This window comes from Isoptericola variabilis 225, from assembly GCF_000215105.1.
GTDB classification, from domain to species: Bacteria; Actinomycetota; Actinomycetes; order Actinomycetales; family Cellulomonadaceae; genus Isoptericola; species Isoptericola variabilis_A.
The window spans coordinates 1878194-1891047 of the sequence record NC_015588.1; the positions used below are offsets into that span (position 1 = coordinate 1878194).

The 12854-nt window shown below is 73.4% G+C and carries 15 protein-coding genes and 5 tRNA genes; 13 read left to right on the plus strand and 7 right to left on the minus strand.

Features of this window, described 5'->3' with window-relative positions; all coding sequences use genetic code 11:
• Positions 1-27: 27 nt before the first annotated feature.
• Positions 28-1185: a chorismate-binding protein gene (locus ISOVA_RS08760; protein WP_013838882.1), complete on the minus strand. Its 1158-nt coding sequence runs from the start codon at positions 1183-1185 to the stop codon at positions 28-30.
• A 95-nt stretch (positions 1186-1280) separates the two neighbouring features.
• Between ISOVA_RS08760 and ISOVA_RS08765 the strand changes: the two genes are divergently transcribed.
• From ISOVA_RS08765 to ISOVA_RS17430, 7 genes are all read left to right on the plus strand, one after another.
• Positions 1281-1353, plus strand: a tRNA-Gly gene (locus ISOVA_RS08765).
• A 58-nt stretch (positions 1354-1411) separates the two neighbouring features.
• Positions 1412-1482 (plus strand) — tRNA-Cys (locus tag ISOVA_RS08770).
• 11 nt (positions 1483-1493) lie between these two features.
• Positions 1494-1568: transfer RNA gene (locus ISOVA_RS08775), tRNA-Val, on the plus strand.
• A gap of 184 nt (positions 1569-1752) precedes the next feature.
• Positions 1753-1825, plus strand: a tRNA-Gly gene (locus tag ISOVA_RS08780).
• Between the two features lie 51 nt (positions 1826-1876).
• Positions 1877-1951: transfer RNA gene (locus tag ISOVA_RS08785), tRNA-Val, on the plus strand.
• Positions 1952-2037: 86 nt separating this feature from the next.
• Complete coding sequence (locus ISOVA_RS08790; protein ID WP_041294823.1) at positions 2038-2376, plus strand: alpha/beta fold hydrolase; 339 nt, start codon at positions 2038-2040, stop codon at positions 2374-2376.
• A complete protein-coding gene (locus ISOVA_RS17430) occupies positions 2376-2510 on the plus strand; it encodes a hypothetical protein (protein ID WP_261376409.1) in 135 nt (44 codons plus the stop codon). The genes ISOVA_RS08790 and ISOVA_RS17430 overlap by 1 nt, the downstream gene beginning before the upstream one ends.
• Positions 2511-2513: 3 nt before the next feature.
• Here the strand turns inward: ISOVA_RS17430 and ISOVA_RS08795 are convergent, their stop codons facing one another.
• Positions 2514-2759: a hypothetical protein gene (locus tag ISOVA_RS08795; protein ID WP_013838883.1), complete on the minus strand. Its 246-nt coding sequence runs from the start codon at positions 2757-2759 to the stop codon at positions 2514-2516.
• 110 nt (positions 2760-2869) lie between these two features.
• Here ISOVA_RS08795 and ISOVA_RS08800 point away from each other — a divergent pair, with 110 nt between their 5' ends.
• Both ISOVA_RS08800 and ISOVA_RS08805 read left to right on the plus strand, forming a co-directional pair.
• Positions 2870-3196, plus strand: coding sequence for a DUF2277 domain-containing protein (locus tag ISOVA_RS08800; protein WP_013838884.1), 327 nt, complete (start codon positions 2870-2872; stop codon positions 3194-3196).
• A gap of 40 nt (positions 3197-3236) precedes the next feature.
• The gene (locus tag ISOVA_RS08805) at positions 3237-3494 is read left to right on the plus strand and encodes a hypothetical protein (RefSeq protein WP_013838885.1); all 258 of its coding nucleotides are present in this window, start codon (positions 3237-3239) and stop codon (positions 3492-3494) included.
• Between the two features lie 27 nt (positions 3495-3521).
• Here the strand turns inward: ISOVA_RS08805 and ISOVA_RS08810 are convergent, their stop codons facing one another.
• Positions 3522-3758, minus strand: coding sequence for a hypothetical protein (locus tag ISOVA_RS08810; RefSeq protein WP_013838886.1), 237 nt, complete (start codon positions 3756-3758; stop codon positions 3522-3524).
• A gap of 130 nt (positions 3759-3888) precedes the next feature.
• Between ISOVA_RS08810 and glgX the strand changes: the two genes are divergently transcribed.
• Positions 3889-6099: a glycogen debranching protein GlgX gene (gene glgX / locus ISOVA_RS08815; protein WP_049788296.1), complete on the plus strand. Its 2211-nt coding sequence runs from the start codon at positions 3889-3891 to the stop codon at positions 6097-6099.
• Entirely contained in the window at positions 6096-7004 is a 909-nt protein-coding gene (locus ISOVA_RS08820) for a PPK2 family polyphosphate kinase (RefSeq protein ID WP_013838888.1), read from the plus strand. Before glgX ends, ISOVA_RS08820 begins: the two co-directional genes overlap by 4 nt.
• A gap of 2 nt (positions 7005-7006) precedes the next feature.
• On the opposite strand, the gene zapE is transcribed toward ISOVA_RS08820, so the two are convergent.
• A complete protein-coding gene (gene zapE, locus ISOVA_RS08825) occupies positions 7007-8092 on the minus strand; it encodes a cell division protein ZapE (protein ID WP_013838889.1) in 1086 nt (361 codons plus the stop codon).
• Between the two features lie 37 nt (positions 8093-8129).
• On the opposite strand from zapE, the gene ISOVA_RS08830 reads away from it, so the two are divergent.
• Complete coding sequence (locus tag ISOVA_RS08830) at positions 8130-8939, plus strand: dihydrofolate reductase family protein (protein ID WP_013838890.1); 810 nt, start codon at positions 8130-8132, stop codon at positions 8937-8939.
• Positions 8940-8948: 9 nt separating this feature from the next.
• Complete coding sequence (locus ISOVA_RS08835) at positions 8949-9455, plus strand: hypothetical protein (protein ID WP_013838891.1); 507 nt, start codon at positions 8949-8951, stop codon at positions 9453-9455.
• Positions 9456-9559: 104 nt separating this feature from the next.
• Here the strand turns inward: ISOVA_RS08835 and cuyB are convergent, their stop codons facing one another.
• The 3 genes from cuyB to ISOVA_RS08850 are packed head-to-tail and all read right to left on the minus strand — an operon-like array spanning position 9560 to position 12851.
• Complete coding sequence (cuyB, locus tag ISOVA_RS08840; RefSeq protein ID WP_013838892.1) at positions 9560-10276, minus strand: cysteate racemase; 717 nt, start codon at positions 10274-10276, stop codon at positions 9560-9562.
• On the minus strand, positions 10273-11556 hold the full coding sequence (locus tag ISOVA_RS08845; protein WP_013838893.1) for a carboxylate--amine ligase: 1284 nt from the start codon (positions 11554-11556) through the stop codon (positions 10273-10275). Before ISOVA_RS08845 ends, cuyB begins: the two co-directional genes overlap by 4 nt.
• Positions 11553-12851 (minus strand): carboxylate--amine ligase, encoded by a 1299-nt coding sequence (locus tag ISOVA_RS08850; protein WP_013838894.1) that lies wholly within the window; start codon positions 12849-12851, stop codon positions 11553-11555. The genes ISOVA_RS08845 and ISOVA_RS08850 overlap by 4 nt, the downstream gene beginning before the upstream one ends.
• Between the last annotated feature and the right edge of the window lie 3 nt (positions 12852-12854).

Here is a 12854-nt window from a genome sequence, read left to right on the forward strand (position 1 = left end):
CCGGCGCCGCGCCCGGAACTCATCGCCTCATCCGTCGAGCCCACGACCGCCCGACGAGGCGAGCCCGACGAGGCGCTCGGCCTTGAGCTCGGTCTCGCGCCACTCCGCGCCCGGGTCGCTCCCCCACGTGATGCCCGCCCCCGTGCCGAACCGCAGCACGCCGTCGTCGTGCGGTCCTCGCTCCCACCAGAAGGTGCGGATGCCGACCGCGAGCTCGGCACGCCCGGCGTCGGCGTCGACCCAGCCGACGGCGCCGCAGTACGGGCCGCGCGGCACCGGCTCGAGCGCGTCGATGACGCGCAGCGCGCTCGACTTGGGCGCGCCCGAGACCGAGCCGGGCGGGAAGGTGGCGTCCAGGACCCGGCGCCAGCGATCGGGCGCGGCGGCGACGTCGTCGGCGAGCACGCCGCGCACGCGCGAGACGAGGTGGACCAGGCCCGGGTGCTCCTCGACGGCCAGGAGGTCCGTGACCGCGACCGTCCCGGGCCAGCACACGCGCTGCAGGTCGTTGCGCACCAGGTCGGTGATCATGACGTTCTCGGCGCGGTCCTTGGCCGTGAGGCCGCCCGGCGTGCGCGCGGTCCCCTTGATGGGGCCCGACGCGAGCGCCCAGCCGTCGGCGTCCGCGTCGGGCCCGAGCGACAGGTACAGCTCGGGCGAGGCGCTCACGACCCACACGGGCTCGACGCCCGAGCCGGCGGGGACGTGCACGGCCGCGGCGTAGGGGGCGGGGTTGCCGGCCGCGAGCCGCGCCGCGAGCGCGCCGGCGTCCGGCTCCGCGCCGCCCGGGCCCACGGGCAGCGGCGCCCCGAGCACCCGGCACACGTTGACCTGGTAGACGTCGCCCTCGCGCACATGACGGCGGACGCGCTCGACGGCGGCCTCGTACGCCAGGCGGTCCATCGAGCTGACCCAGTCGCCGGCGGCCGGGCCCCGCCAGGCCTCCGGGGCGTCCCGTCCGGCCGGGGTGCCGCTGTCGGGCACGCCGACCTGCGCGAACCGCCACGCGCGCGCCCGCCCGCCGCGCCCGAACGCCTCGAAGTCCGCGACGACGAACCACAGGCCCCCGGCGGCGAGGCGCGCGGCGCCGTCGGGCGTCTCGAGGTCGACGCACTCGACCGCGTCCGTCGCCGTGCGACGGCCGAACCGCGCCCAGGACCGCGGGCGAACTCCATGCTCAGGCACGCCGAGAACGGTAGGCGATTGGACGCGCCCGCTCTCGGTCCACTAATGTTTGGGACGCGCCGGAACGCCGGGGAGGCCCCCGAAGGACCGGTCGTGCGGATGTGGCTCAGTTGGTAGAGCATCACCTTGCCAAGGTGAGGGTCGCGGGTTCGAGTCCCGTCATCCGCTCGGAGGCCCACTCTCTGATCGTCTCCCCCACGTGGAGCGTAGGGAGAGCACGTCTCAAGGTGGGTTGGCCGAGAGGCGAGGCAGCGGCCTGCAAAGCCGTATACACGGGTTCGAATCCCGTACCCACCTCGCAGCACCTTGGGCGATTGGCGCAGCGGTAGCGCGCTTCCCTGACACGGAAGAGGTCACTGGTTCGATCCCAGTATCGCCCACCAGCACGACGACGAAGGCCCCGGACCGTCGGTCCGGGGCCTTCGTCGTCGCCGCGGTTCCCCCCGCGGGCGGCCGGGTCTCGAGGGCGGCGCGGACGCGGCGCAGGGACGCAGGTCACACGGGTGTGATTGGACCTGGATGCCCCGGTTCGACTACTGTTCATCGGGCGCCGGGACACCCGGTCGCGCGGATGTGGCTCAGTTGGTAGAGCATCACCTTGCCAAGGTGAGGGTCGCGGGTTCGAGTCCCGTCATCCGCTCCGAGCTCTGCATTCCTGCCGGAGGACCTCGCGGGGGCGCAGCAGCCGTTTGGGCGATTGGCGCAGCGGTAGCGCGCTTCCCTGACACGGAAGAGGTCACTGGTTCGATCCCAGTATCGCCCACCAGCACTCGCCGAAGGCCGCCCCGCACGCCGCGGGGCGGCCTTCGTCGTCACCGGGCGCGGGCGACCGGCGCGGAGCACAATGCGGGCATGGCCGAGGTGCGGTTCCTCCGGACGCGCGCGGGCGCCAGGATCGCGTACACCGTCGACGGCGCGGGCCCGGCCCTCGTCTGCGTCCCGCCCTGGACGACGCGCCTGCAGGCGCAGCAGGAGCTCTCGGGGCACCGCACGTTCGTCGCCGAGCTCGCACGGCACCACACCGTCGTCCAGTACGACCGCTGGGGCACCGGCCTGTCGAGCCGCGACCGCGACGACATGTCCGTCGACGCCGACGTCGCGACCCTGGCCGACCTGCTCGACCAGCTGCACCTGCGGCGGTGCGCGCTGTTCGGGGCGTCGCAGGGCGGTGGGCCAAGACGCTCGACGTGATGATGCTCGCCCTCACCGGCGGCCGCGAGCGCACCCTCGACGAGTACGACCGGCTGCACGCCGGTCTCACGATGGTGCGCGCGACCCCGACCGCGACGTCGTTCTCGGTGATCGAGGCGACCGCGGCCCGGTGACCCTCAGACGCCGGGCGGCGGGGTGGTGTTGTCCGTCCCGCCGAGGCGGCGCAGGAACTCGTGGCACTTGTGGGCCCTGGCGGAGTCCTCCGCCATGACCTGCTCGAAGAACGCCGCGATCTCCTCCTCGCCCGCGTTGCGGGCGTCGCGCACGTACTGGCCGTAGTCGTGGCCACCCTTGAGCGCGTGGTACTGCACGGAGATCAGGTCGTACGTCACGTCGTCGAATCCGGTCTCACCGGTCGCCATGTCGGCCTCCTACGTCGGATGGTGCGTGTCCCGACGCCCCCTGCTGGACGTGCCTGTTCCACCGTGCGACGACCTGGCCGGCGTCGCACGTCCGGCGTAGCGTCGGGACCATGTGCCGCAACATCACGACCCTGCGCGGGCTCGAGCCGCCCGCGACCGACGAGGAGATCCGGGCCGCCGCCGAGCAGTTCGTCCGCAAGGTGACGGGCGTCCAGCGCTCGGCCGCGGCGAGCACGCGCGAGCCGTGCGAGCGGGCGACCGAGGAGATCGCCGCGATCGTCACGCGCCTGCTCGGCGAGCTTCCGGAGCGCCGGCAGCCGCCCGCGACCGTGCCTCCGCTGCGCCGCGAGGAGGTCCGGGCGCGGATCGCCGCGCGGCAGGCCGCGCGCGAGGAGCACGAGCGCCTCCACGAGCTCGGGATCGCGCACTCGCACTGAGCCGGCACGGGTTAGGCTCACGGCCGTGGAGTCCCCCGCCGTGTCCGCGACCATGCACCGCGCCAAGGCCCGTGCCCGCGCCGCGCACGTGACCGTGGGCCAGGTGCGCCACCGTCCCGACGGCGGGGTCGAGATCGACTGCTCGTGCGGGATGGTGCTGACGAACGGGCCGGACTGGTCGCTCGACGAGCACATCCGGCTGCACCGCGCCGAGGCGCGCTACGTCGCGCTGAGCGCGGTGGCCCCGGCCGGCATGCCGCGGCTGCTGCCCGTCGGCGTCGACCGCCTCCCGCTCTAGGAGGACCCTCCCCGCGTCAGGCGGGGGTCACAGCTCGTCGGGGTCGTCCCACGAGACGCCGCTCGAGGCGCCGTCGATGGGCCCCAGCTCCGTCTCCGACAGGGAGTGCGGTGCCTTGGAGGGGTCTCCCCCGGCGCGCGGGTCGCCCTCGAGGTCGTGGTTCCGCCGTCGTGGGGCGATCCGTGCCGAGGACGCGATGGACTCGTCGAGGCGTTCCCACACCCGGGTAGGGCTGGGACTCGGGCCTGCCTGCTCCGTGCTCATGCCCCAGGTGTAGCAGGACCCGGGGCCGCTCGCGCGCGCTTGGCACACTTTTCCTGCCGGCGGGCGAGGCGGGACGGTCCGTCGCCGCGCCGCCGCGCCTGGGACCCGGGTCTCTGTGATGATTCTCCGCATGCAGACGTGGCCTGGCCGCCCCTACCCCCTCGGCGCGACGTACGACGGGTCGGGGACCAACTTCGCGCTCTTCTCGAGCGTCGCTGAGCGCGTGGAGCTGTGCCTCCTCGACGACGACGGGACCGAGCAGCGCGTCGAGATCGAGGAGACCGACGCGCACGTGTGGCACGTGTACCTGCCCGGCGTGCAGCCGGGGACCCGCTACGGGTACCGGGTGCACGGACCCTACGACCCGGCGTCGGGGCACCGGTGCAACCCCAGCAAGCTCCTGCTCGACCCCTACGCCAAGGCGGTGGACGGGCAGATCGACGGCGACGAGTCGCTCTTCTCGTACCCGTTCGCGGACCCCGACTCGGCCGTCACGGGCAGGAAGCTCAACGACGCCGACTCGGCCGGGCACACGATGGTCGGCGTCGTCGTGAACCCGTACTTCGACTGGGGCCACGACCGGCCGCCCGCGCACGACTACCACGACAGCGTCATCTACGAGGCGCACGTCAAGGGCATGACGATGCGCCACCCCGCGGTCCCCGACGAGCTGCGCGGCACCTACGCCGGCATGGCGCACCCCGCGATCGTCGACCACCTGACCACGCTCGGCGTCACGGCCGTCGAGCTCATGCCCGTGCACCAGTTCGTCAACGACCCGCACCTGCAGTCCAAGGGGCTGAGCAACTACTGGGGCTACAACACGATCGGCTACTTCGCGCCGCACAACGGCTACGCCGCGTACGGGACGCGCGGCGAGCAGGTGCAGGAGTTCAAGTCGATGGTCAAGACGCTGCACGAGGCCGGCATCGAGGTCATCCTCGACGTCGTCTACAACCACACGGCCGAGGGCAACCACCTCGGCCCGACCCTGTCGTTCCGCGGGATCGACAACGCGGCGTACTACCGCCTCGTGGACGGCGACGAGGCGCACTACTTCGACACCACGGGCACCGGCAACTCGCTGCTCATGCGCTCGCCGCACGTGCTGCAGCTCATCATGGACTCGCTGCGGTACTGGGTCACCGAGATGCACGTCGACGGCTTCCGCTTCGACCTCGCGGCCACCCTCGCCCGGCAGTTCCACGAGGTCGACCGCCTGAGCGCGTTCTTCGACATCGTGCAGCAGGACCCGGTCGTCTCCCAGGTCAAGCTCATCGCCGAGCCGTGGGACGTGGGCGACGGCGGCTACCAGGTCGGCGGCTTCCCGCCGCTGTGGACCGAGTGGAACGGGCGGTACCGCGACACGGTGCGCGACTTCTGGCGCGGCGAGCCCTCGACGCTGCCCGAGTTCGCGTCCCGGCTCACCGGCTCGTCGGACCTCTACGAGCACTCGGGGCGCAAGCCCATCGCGTCCATCAACTTCGTCACCGCGCACGACGGCTTCACGCTGGCCGACCTCGTGTCGTACAACGAGAAGCACAACGAGGCCAACGGCGAGGGCGGGGCCGACGGCGAGAGCCACAACCGCTCGTGGAACTGCGGCGTCGAGGGGCCGACGGACGACCCGGAGATCCTCGCGCTGCGCGCCCGCCAGCAGCGCAACTTCCTCACCACGCTGCTGCTGTCCCAGGGCGTGCCGATGATCGCGCACGGCGACGAGATCGGCCGCACCCAGGGCGGCAACAACAACGCTTACTGCCAGGACAACGAGATCACCTGGATGGACTGGGGCGGGCCCGACGGGCTCGGCGACGATCGCGAGGCCCTGCTCGAGTTCACGCGCCGGCTCGTGCACCTGCGGCTCGAGCATCCCCTGCTGCACCGCCGGCGCTTCTTCAGCGCGCCCGACGAGGGAGGCTCGCACCCGTACGCGGGGCCCAGCTCGATGCCCGAGATCGAGTGGCTCGACCTCACCGGCTCGCGCATGGACGACGACGACTGGAACAACGGCTACGCCCGGTCCCTCATGGTGTTCCTCAACGGCGACGCCATCCCGGAGAAGGACGACGCGGGCCGGCGCATCGTCGACGACTCGTTCCTCGTGATGTTCAACGCGCACAGCGAGCCGCTCGACTTCACGCTGCCGCCGGCCGAGTACGGCGAGCGCTGGACCGCCGTGGTCGACACCGACCACAGCACCGAGGAGGGCGGCGAGCACGACGCCGGGAGCGTCGTGACCGTCACGAGCCGCAGCGTCGTCGTGCTCACGCGGCCCAGCCGGGCCGACGAGCCGGTCGCGGACCCGGGGCTCGCCCGGGCGGGCGGGGGGTCGCGATGACCGCGCACGCGACGGACCGGAGCGGCACGGCGGACGGCACCGCGGAGGCCCGGGCGCTCGCGCGCGAGTGGACGGCGCCTCCGACGACGTCGCTGCGCTGGACGCCCGGCGCGCGGCTCACCGGGATCGACCCGCGCTCCACGCCCGGCTGGGAGGGCGGCAAGGCCGGCGCGACCGCGCTCGTCGCCGCGCACGCGCCCGAGCTGTCCGAGCTGCAGGAGCGGCTGTTCGCCGAGGGCCGCAGCGGCGGCTCGCGCTCGATGCTGCTCGTGCTGCAGGGCCTCGACACCGCAGGCAAGGGCGGGATCGTGCGGCACGTCGTCGGGCTGGTCGACCCGCAGGGCGTCATGCACCGCTCGTTCGGCGTGCCGACCGCCGAGGAGAAGGCCCACGGGTACCTGTGGCGGATCCGCAACGCGCTGCCGCGGCCCGGCTACATCGGCGTGTTCGACCGCTCGCACTACGAGCAGGTGCTCGTTGTCCGGGTCGAGGGTCTCGAGCCGCGCGCCGAGTGGGAGGCGCACTACGACGAGATGAACGCGTTCGAGGCCGAGGTCGCGGCGTCGGGCACGCGCATCGTCAAGGTGGCGCTCGTGATCTCGCGCGACGAGCAGAAGGCGCGGCTCGCCGAGCGGCTCGAACGGCCCGACAAGCACTGGAAGTACAACCCCGGCGACATCGACACCCGGCTGCGCTGGGACGACTACGTGGCCGCGTACCAGGACATGCTCGACCGCACGAGCACCGAGGTCGCGCCGTGGCACGTCGTCCCGGCCGACCGCAAGTGGTTCGCGCGCCTGGCGGTCAGCGAGCTGCTGCTCGACGCGCTGCGGTCCTTCGACCTCGGCTGGCCGGAGGCCGACTTCGACGTCGAGGCCGAGAAGCGGCGGCTCGCGGCGACCTGAGGTCAGGCGTCCGCGGTCTGCCCGGCGAGCCGGCGGCCGTCCTCGGCGAGCGCGCCGAGGCGCGACAGCGCGCGGTAGTACTTCTTGCGGTAGCCGCCGCGCAGCATCTCCTCGGTGAACAGGTGCTTCTCCCCCGCGCCCGCCAGCATCACGGGCACGTCGCGGTCGTAGAGGCGGTCGACGAGCACGACGAGCCGCAGCGCGACCTCCTGGCGCGTCACCGTGCGCACGCCCGTGAGACCGACGAGCTCGACCCCGTCGAGCAGCGCCCCGTAGCGGCTCGGGTGCACGGTGGCGAGGTGGGCGAGCAGGTCGTCGAACGCGTCGAGCGTCGCGCCGTCGCGCGCCGCGACGGTCGCCGCGACGACCTCGGCGGGCAGCGGCTCCGAGTCGGTGACCACCGCCCGGTGGCGGTAGTCCTCGCCGTCGACCCGTAGCACCTCGAAGCGGGCCGCGAGCGCCTGGATCTCGCGCAGGAAGTCCTCGGCCGCGAACCGGCCCTCGCCGAGGGCCTCGGGCAGGGTGTTCGACGTCGCGGCGAGCGCCACGCCGCGGTCGGCGAGCTCGCGCAGCAGGCGCGACATGAGGACGGTGTCGCCCGGGTCGTCGAGCTCGAACTCGTCGATGCACACGAGCCGGCGGGTCGCGAGCGCCTCCACGGTGGGCATGAACCCGAGCGCCCCGACGAGGTTGGTGTACTCGACGAACGTCCCGTACGCGGCGGCGCCGGAGCCCAGCTCCTCGCGCACGGCGTGCGTGAGCGACGTGAGCAGGTGGGTCTTGCCGACGCCGAAGCCGCCGTCCATGTAGACGGCGGGCGGTGCCGGGCGGCGGCCGAGGAGGGCGCGCAGGCCGGTCGCGGGCGGCGCGGCGATCTGCCGGGCGACCTCCTCGAGCCGCGCGAGCGTGCTCGACTGGCTCGGGTAGGCGGGGTTGGCCCGGTAGGTCGAGAACCGTGCGTCGGCGAAGTGCCGCGGCGGGACCAGGTCCTCCAGCAGACGCTCCGGCGACACCGTCGGTCGGACGTCCGTCAGCGCCCGGGGGGTGCGCGACGTCGGGTCCGTGGCGGTCTGGGGCGCGGCGGTCACGAGGTCCCAGCCTACGCCGCGCCGTAGCCTGGGCGCTGTGAGCCCGGACACCCACCCGCCCCTCGACCTCGTCTCCCCCGCGCGCGAGCACCTGCCGCCCGACCCGGCCGAGGAGCGCCTCGCCGCGCTGTACGACGTCGGCGGCCCGGGCACGCGGCACGTGCGGGTCAACATGGTCTCGTCGGTCGACGGGGCCGCCTGGGGCCCGGACCACCGGTCCGGCTCGATCAACGACGCCGCCGACTTCCGGGTCTTCCGGGTGCTGCGGGCGCTCGCCGACGTCGTCGTCGTGGGCGCGGGCACGGCCCGTGCCGAGCGCTACCCCGTGCTCGATCGGCCGGACGGCCTCGAGCACCTGGGCGGCGGGGCACCGCTCGAGCTCGCGCTCGTCACGCGCAGCGGCACGCTGCCCACGTCGGTGCTCGACGGCGCCCGCAGGCCGTGGGTCGTCACGGGCCGTGGCGGCGCGGGCCCGGCCGCCGACGCGGTGGGCGCCGACCGCGTGATCGAGGTGCCCGGCCCGGCCGGCGACGGCGACGTGGACCTCGTCGCGGCGTTCGACGCGCTCGCCGAGCGCGGCCTGACCCGCGTGCTGTCCGAGGGCGGCCCGACGCTGCTGGCCACGATGCTCGCCGCCGACGTCGTCGACGAGCTGTGCGTGACGACGACGCCCGAGCTGGTCGGGGCGGGTCCGGCCCGGATCGTCTCGGGTCCGGGACCGGTCGGGGCGTCGTCGGCGCCGCCGGTGCCGGCGACGCTCGGGCACCTGCTCGTGGCGCCGGCCAGCGGCACGCTCGTCGCACGCTGGGAGGTCCGCCGGGCGGCGCCGGGGGCCACGCTGCCGTAGTTTGCTGCCATGCCGCAGACGATCGTCATCCTCACCGAGGACGCCCTCAACGCCGCCGACGTCGACCACATCACGTCGCTGCACGCCGGCGAGGACGTCGACTACCGCGTGCTCGTGCCCGCGGACACCGAGCGCAACGTCATCACGTCCATCGTCGACCACCTCGGCCTGGGCGAGCTGCGCGAGGCGTGGGAGGAGCTGGTCGGGCGGGAGCCGACGCCCGAGGAGGCGACCGCGACCGCCGCCGAGCAGCTCGCCGAGTCCCTCGCGCTGCTGCGGGACGCCGGCGTGGCCGCGAGCGGCACGGTCACCGACGACGACCCGCTGCCCGCGCTGCGCACCGCGGTCGCCGAGAGCGGGGGGCCCGACGGCGACGAGGGCGTGCGCGAGGTCGTCGTCGTGACGTACCCGCACGCCGTCGAGGACACGTTCCACGCCGACTGGGCGTCGCGCGCCCGCGAGGAGCTGCACGTCCCGGTGCTGCACCTGTACTCGGGCACGAGCCGCCTCGGCTGAGCAGCCCGCTTCGACCGTGTGGGCGTGATTTCTGGCCCGTTTCGTCCGGATAATCCAGACGAAACGGGCCAGAAATCACGCCCACAGGCTGAAGCTGCGAGGTCTTACCGCACCTCGTGGCCCGCGGCCTCGATCGTGGCGCGGACGAGCTCGTCCATCGAGTCGAGGAACGGCGGCTCGTCGAGCAGGCCGTGGTCCACGGCCGCGACCGACAGCTCGGTGCACCCGAGCACGACGACGGACGCGCCCCGCTCGACCAGGCGCCCGGCGACCGTGCGCAGCGCGTCCGGGTCGGACGGGCGCCCGGCCTTGACCTGCTCGTAGATGACGCGGTTGACGACGTCCTGGCCGTCGGGCTCGGGCGTGATGACCGAGATCCCGTGCTGGGCGAACGCGTCGTCGTACACGCGGGACGCGACCGTGCCCGCCGTGGCGAGGAGGCCCACCGTCTCGAGCCCGGGCACGCGCCGCCGCGACGCCGCGACCGTGACGTCGACGATCGACACGAACGGCACGGTGATCGCGTCGAGCACCTGCTGGGTGAAGTAGTGCGCCGTGTTGCACGGCATGACGAGGAAGCTCACGCCGAAGTCCTCGAGCCGGCGGGCGTCGCGCGCGAGCACGGGCCCGGGGTCGGCGTCGGACCGCCCGAGCACGAAGTCGGTCCTGTCGGGGATGGTCGCGTGGTTGAGCACGACCATGTCGACGTGGTCCTGGTCTCGCTCGGCGCGCGTGCGCTGCACGACTCGCTGCAGGAAGTAGGCGGTCGCGAGCGGTCCGACGCCCCCGATCACTCCGACCGGCCGGTCGGCCCCGCTCACGCGCCGCCCTTCCACGCGAGCGCCCGCGCCTGCGCGACCGGGTAGTGCTTCGCGTACTTGCGGAACTGGTTGAGCTGGGCGGCCACCAGGTACGCCACGCGTCGCGGGTCCCACTCGTGGCGGTACCACAGCGGGTTGGTCGCCCGGCCGGTGAGCTGCAGGCGTCGCGTGCGCGAGCGCACTCCGCGGTCGGCCACGTACCGGCGCAGCAGCGGCCCGGGCAGCACCGTGTAGAGGTGCTCGGCCTCGAGCTCGCCGTCGGCCGTGAGCCGGGCCTTGGGCCCGAGCACCGCGCGCGGCTCGGGGTCGAGGCCGCGCAGGTGCTCGTGGACGTAGAACCGCACGGGGTTGGCGCCCGCGCCCGTGATGTAGAAGTTCGAGCGGCCGAGGCGCGGGTTGAGCTCGAAGAACACGTACCGGCCGTCGCGCGGGTCGTACTTGAGGTCGAAGTTGGCGAACCCGGTCCAGCCGACGTGCTCGAGCAGCCGGCGCGCCTGGTCGACGACCTCGCGCTGCGTGCCCGTGATGATGCCGGCCGGGTTCCCGAGCGCACCGGGCGTGTGCTCCTCGAGCAGCACGTGCCCGAACGCCGAGAACCGCACCTTGCCCTGCGCGTCGGAGTAGCACGTGAGGATCCGCATGCCCGAGTCGTCGCCCGGGACGTAGTCCTGGATCACGAACGACCCCGCGTACCCGGCGTCGCGCACGCGCGCGAGCAGGTCGAGCAGCTCGGCGCGGGTGTCGACGAGGAAGACCTTCTTCTTCCCGGCGAACTCGACGTCGTGGTACGCGGCGGTGCTGGCGGCCTTGGCGATCACGGGGAACGTCAGGCCGCTCGTGTCGGGCTCGGCGCCCGTCGCGACGTCGTGCACGACCGTCGTCGGGTGCGCGATGCCGAGCTCGGCGCACAGCGCGCCGAACTCCTCCTTGTCCGTGAGGCGCAGCAGGAGGTCCTCGCGCACGTACGGGACCGTGTAGCGGTCCTCGAGCCGGTCACGGTGCTGGACGAGCGTGCGCACGAGCCAGTCGGCCGAGCCGACCGCGACGAGGTCGGCGTCGGCGTGCCGGTCGGCGATCGCGCGCAGGCGCGCGACGATCGCCTCCGGGTCGTCGATGCGCGGCTCGACGACGTGGGTCAGGATCCGCGAGTGCCGCACGAGCCCCGTCGAGGCCCCCGAGACGACGACGGCCTTGACGCCGTACGCCTCGTGGAACGCGCGGGCGAGGCTGTAGGCGCCGATGTCGCCGCCGAGGACGACGGGCTGGAGTCGACGGGTCACCGCACCTCCGTGGCAGGTGTCGAGGAGTTGGCCGCGTGGTTCGCGCGCAGCGCCTCGATCGGGTAGTACGTGCGGTACTTGCGCCAGTGGTTGAGCAGCGCGGTGAGCACGTAGAGCCGACGGCGCGGCGCCGCGTCCGCACGGTACCGCAACGGGTGCACGGTCCGCCCGGAGCGCATGAGCCCGACGACGCGCGCGTGGAGCGCCGGGTCGAGCACGTACCGGCGCAGCAGCCGGTGCGGCACGACGGCGTAGAGCACCTCGCGCGTGGCCGTGACCGGCTCGCGGCGCACGCCGTGCACGACGTCGTCGACGAGCACCTCGGTCGGGTTCTGCCCGCCCGCGGTGACGTAGTAGTTGTTGCGCCCGATGCGCGGGTTCTGCTCGAAGAACTTGAACACGCCGTCGCGCGGGTCGAGCTTGACGTCGAAGTTGGCGAACCCGCGCCAGCCGGAGTGCTCGCAGATCCGCTGCGCGGCGTCGAGGATCTCGTCGATGGGCTCGACGATCATCGCCGACGGGTTGCCGCGTGCCGCGGGCGTGCGCTCCTCGAGCAGCACGCGCGCCGAGCAGCGCAGCGTGACGCGACCCGAGGTGTCGGTGTACGTCGTCACCGACCGCATCTGCGTGTCGTCGCCCGGGATCATCTCCTGCACGAGGAAGCGCCCGCGGAAGCCGGCGTCGCGCAGGTTCGCCATGAGCCGGTCGAGCTCGGCGGGCGTCGCGATCTCGTAGATCTTCTTCTTCCCGGCGAACTTCACGTCGTGGTAGTCCGCGCTGCTCGCCGGCTTGGCGATGACCGGGAAGGCGAAGTCGACCGGCAGCGGGGCCCAGCCCGGCTCCCCCGCGCCCGCGAAGTCCTGGATGACGGTCGCGGGCGTGGGGATGCCGAGCTCGGAGCAGATCGCCGAGAACTCGGCCTTGTCGCTGATGCGGTCGATGAGCGCGGCGTCGGCGAACGGCAGGACGTAGCCGGCGGCCTCGAGCTCGGCCCGGTGGTGCACGAGGACGCGCACGACCCAGTCCATGTTGGTGAGCAGCACGAGGCGGTCCGACGACGCCGCGGCGTGCTCGCCCGCGACCCGCACGAGCGTCGCGACGATCTCCTCGGGCACCGTGCCGGACAGCACGGTGTCGATGAGCCGCGAGTGCGCGATGGGCCCGGGCTCGGCGAACGCGACGACCGTCGTGCGCACGCCGTAGCGCTCGTGGAACGAGCGCGTCAGGCCGTACACGCCGATGTCGGAGCCGACGATGACCGGACGGAAGCCGGCGCTGGAGGCAGCGGTGGTCACGGC

What these genes read in the sequence shown, in the direction of transcription:
- glgX (WP_049788296.1), top strand. Translation starts at nt 3,889, where the DNA reads ATGCAGACGTGGCCTGGCCGCCCCTACCCCCTCGGCGCGACGTACGAC.
- ISOVA_RS08820 (WP_013838888.1), top strand. Translation starts at nt 6,096, where the DNA reads ATGACCGCGCACGCGACGGACCGGAGCGGCACGGCGGACGGCACCGCG.
- ISOVA_RS08800 (WP_013838884.1), top strand. Translation starts at nt 2,870, where the DNA reads ATGTGCCGCAACATCACGACCCTGCGCGGGCTCGAGCCGCCCGCGACC.
- ISOVA_RS08835 (WP_013838891.1), top strand. Translation starts at nt 8,949, where the DNA reads ATGCCGCAGACGATCGTCATCCTCACCGAGGACGCCCTCAACGCCGCC.
- ISOVA_RS08810 (WP_013838886.1), bottom strand. Translation starts at nt 3,758, where the DNA reads ATGAGCACGGAGCAGGCAGGCCCGAGTCCCAGCCCTACCCGGGTGTGG.
- ISOVA_RS08795 (WP_013838883.1), bottom strand. Translation starts at nt 2,759, where the DNA reads ATGGCGACCGGTGAGACCGGATTCGACGACGTGACGTACGACCTGATC.
- ISOVA_RS17430 (WP_261376409.1), top strand. Translation starts at nt 2,376, where the DNA reads ATGATGCTCGCCCTCACCGGCGGCCGCGAGCGCACCCTCGACGAGTAC.
- ISOVA_RS08790 (WP_041294823.1), top strand. Translation starts at nt 2,038, where the DNA reads ATGGCCGAGGTGCGGTTCCTCCGGACGCGCGCGGGCGCCAGGATCGCG.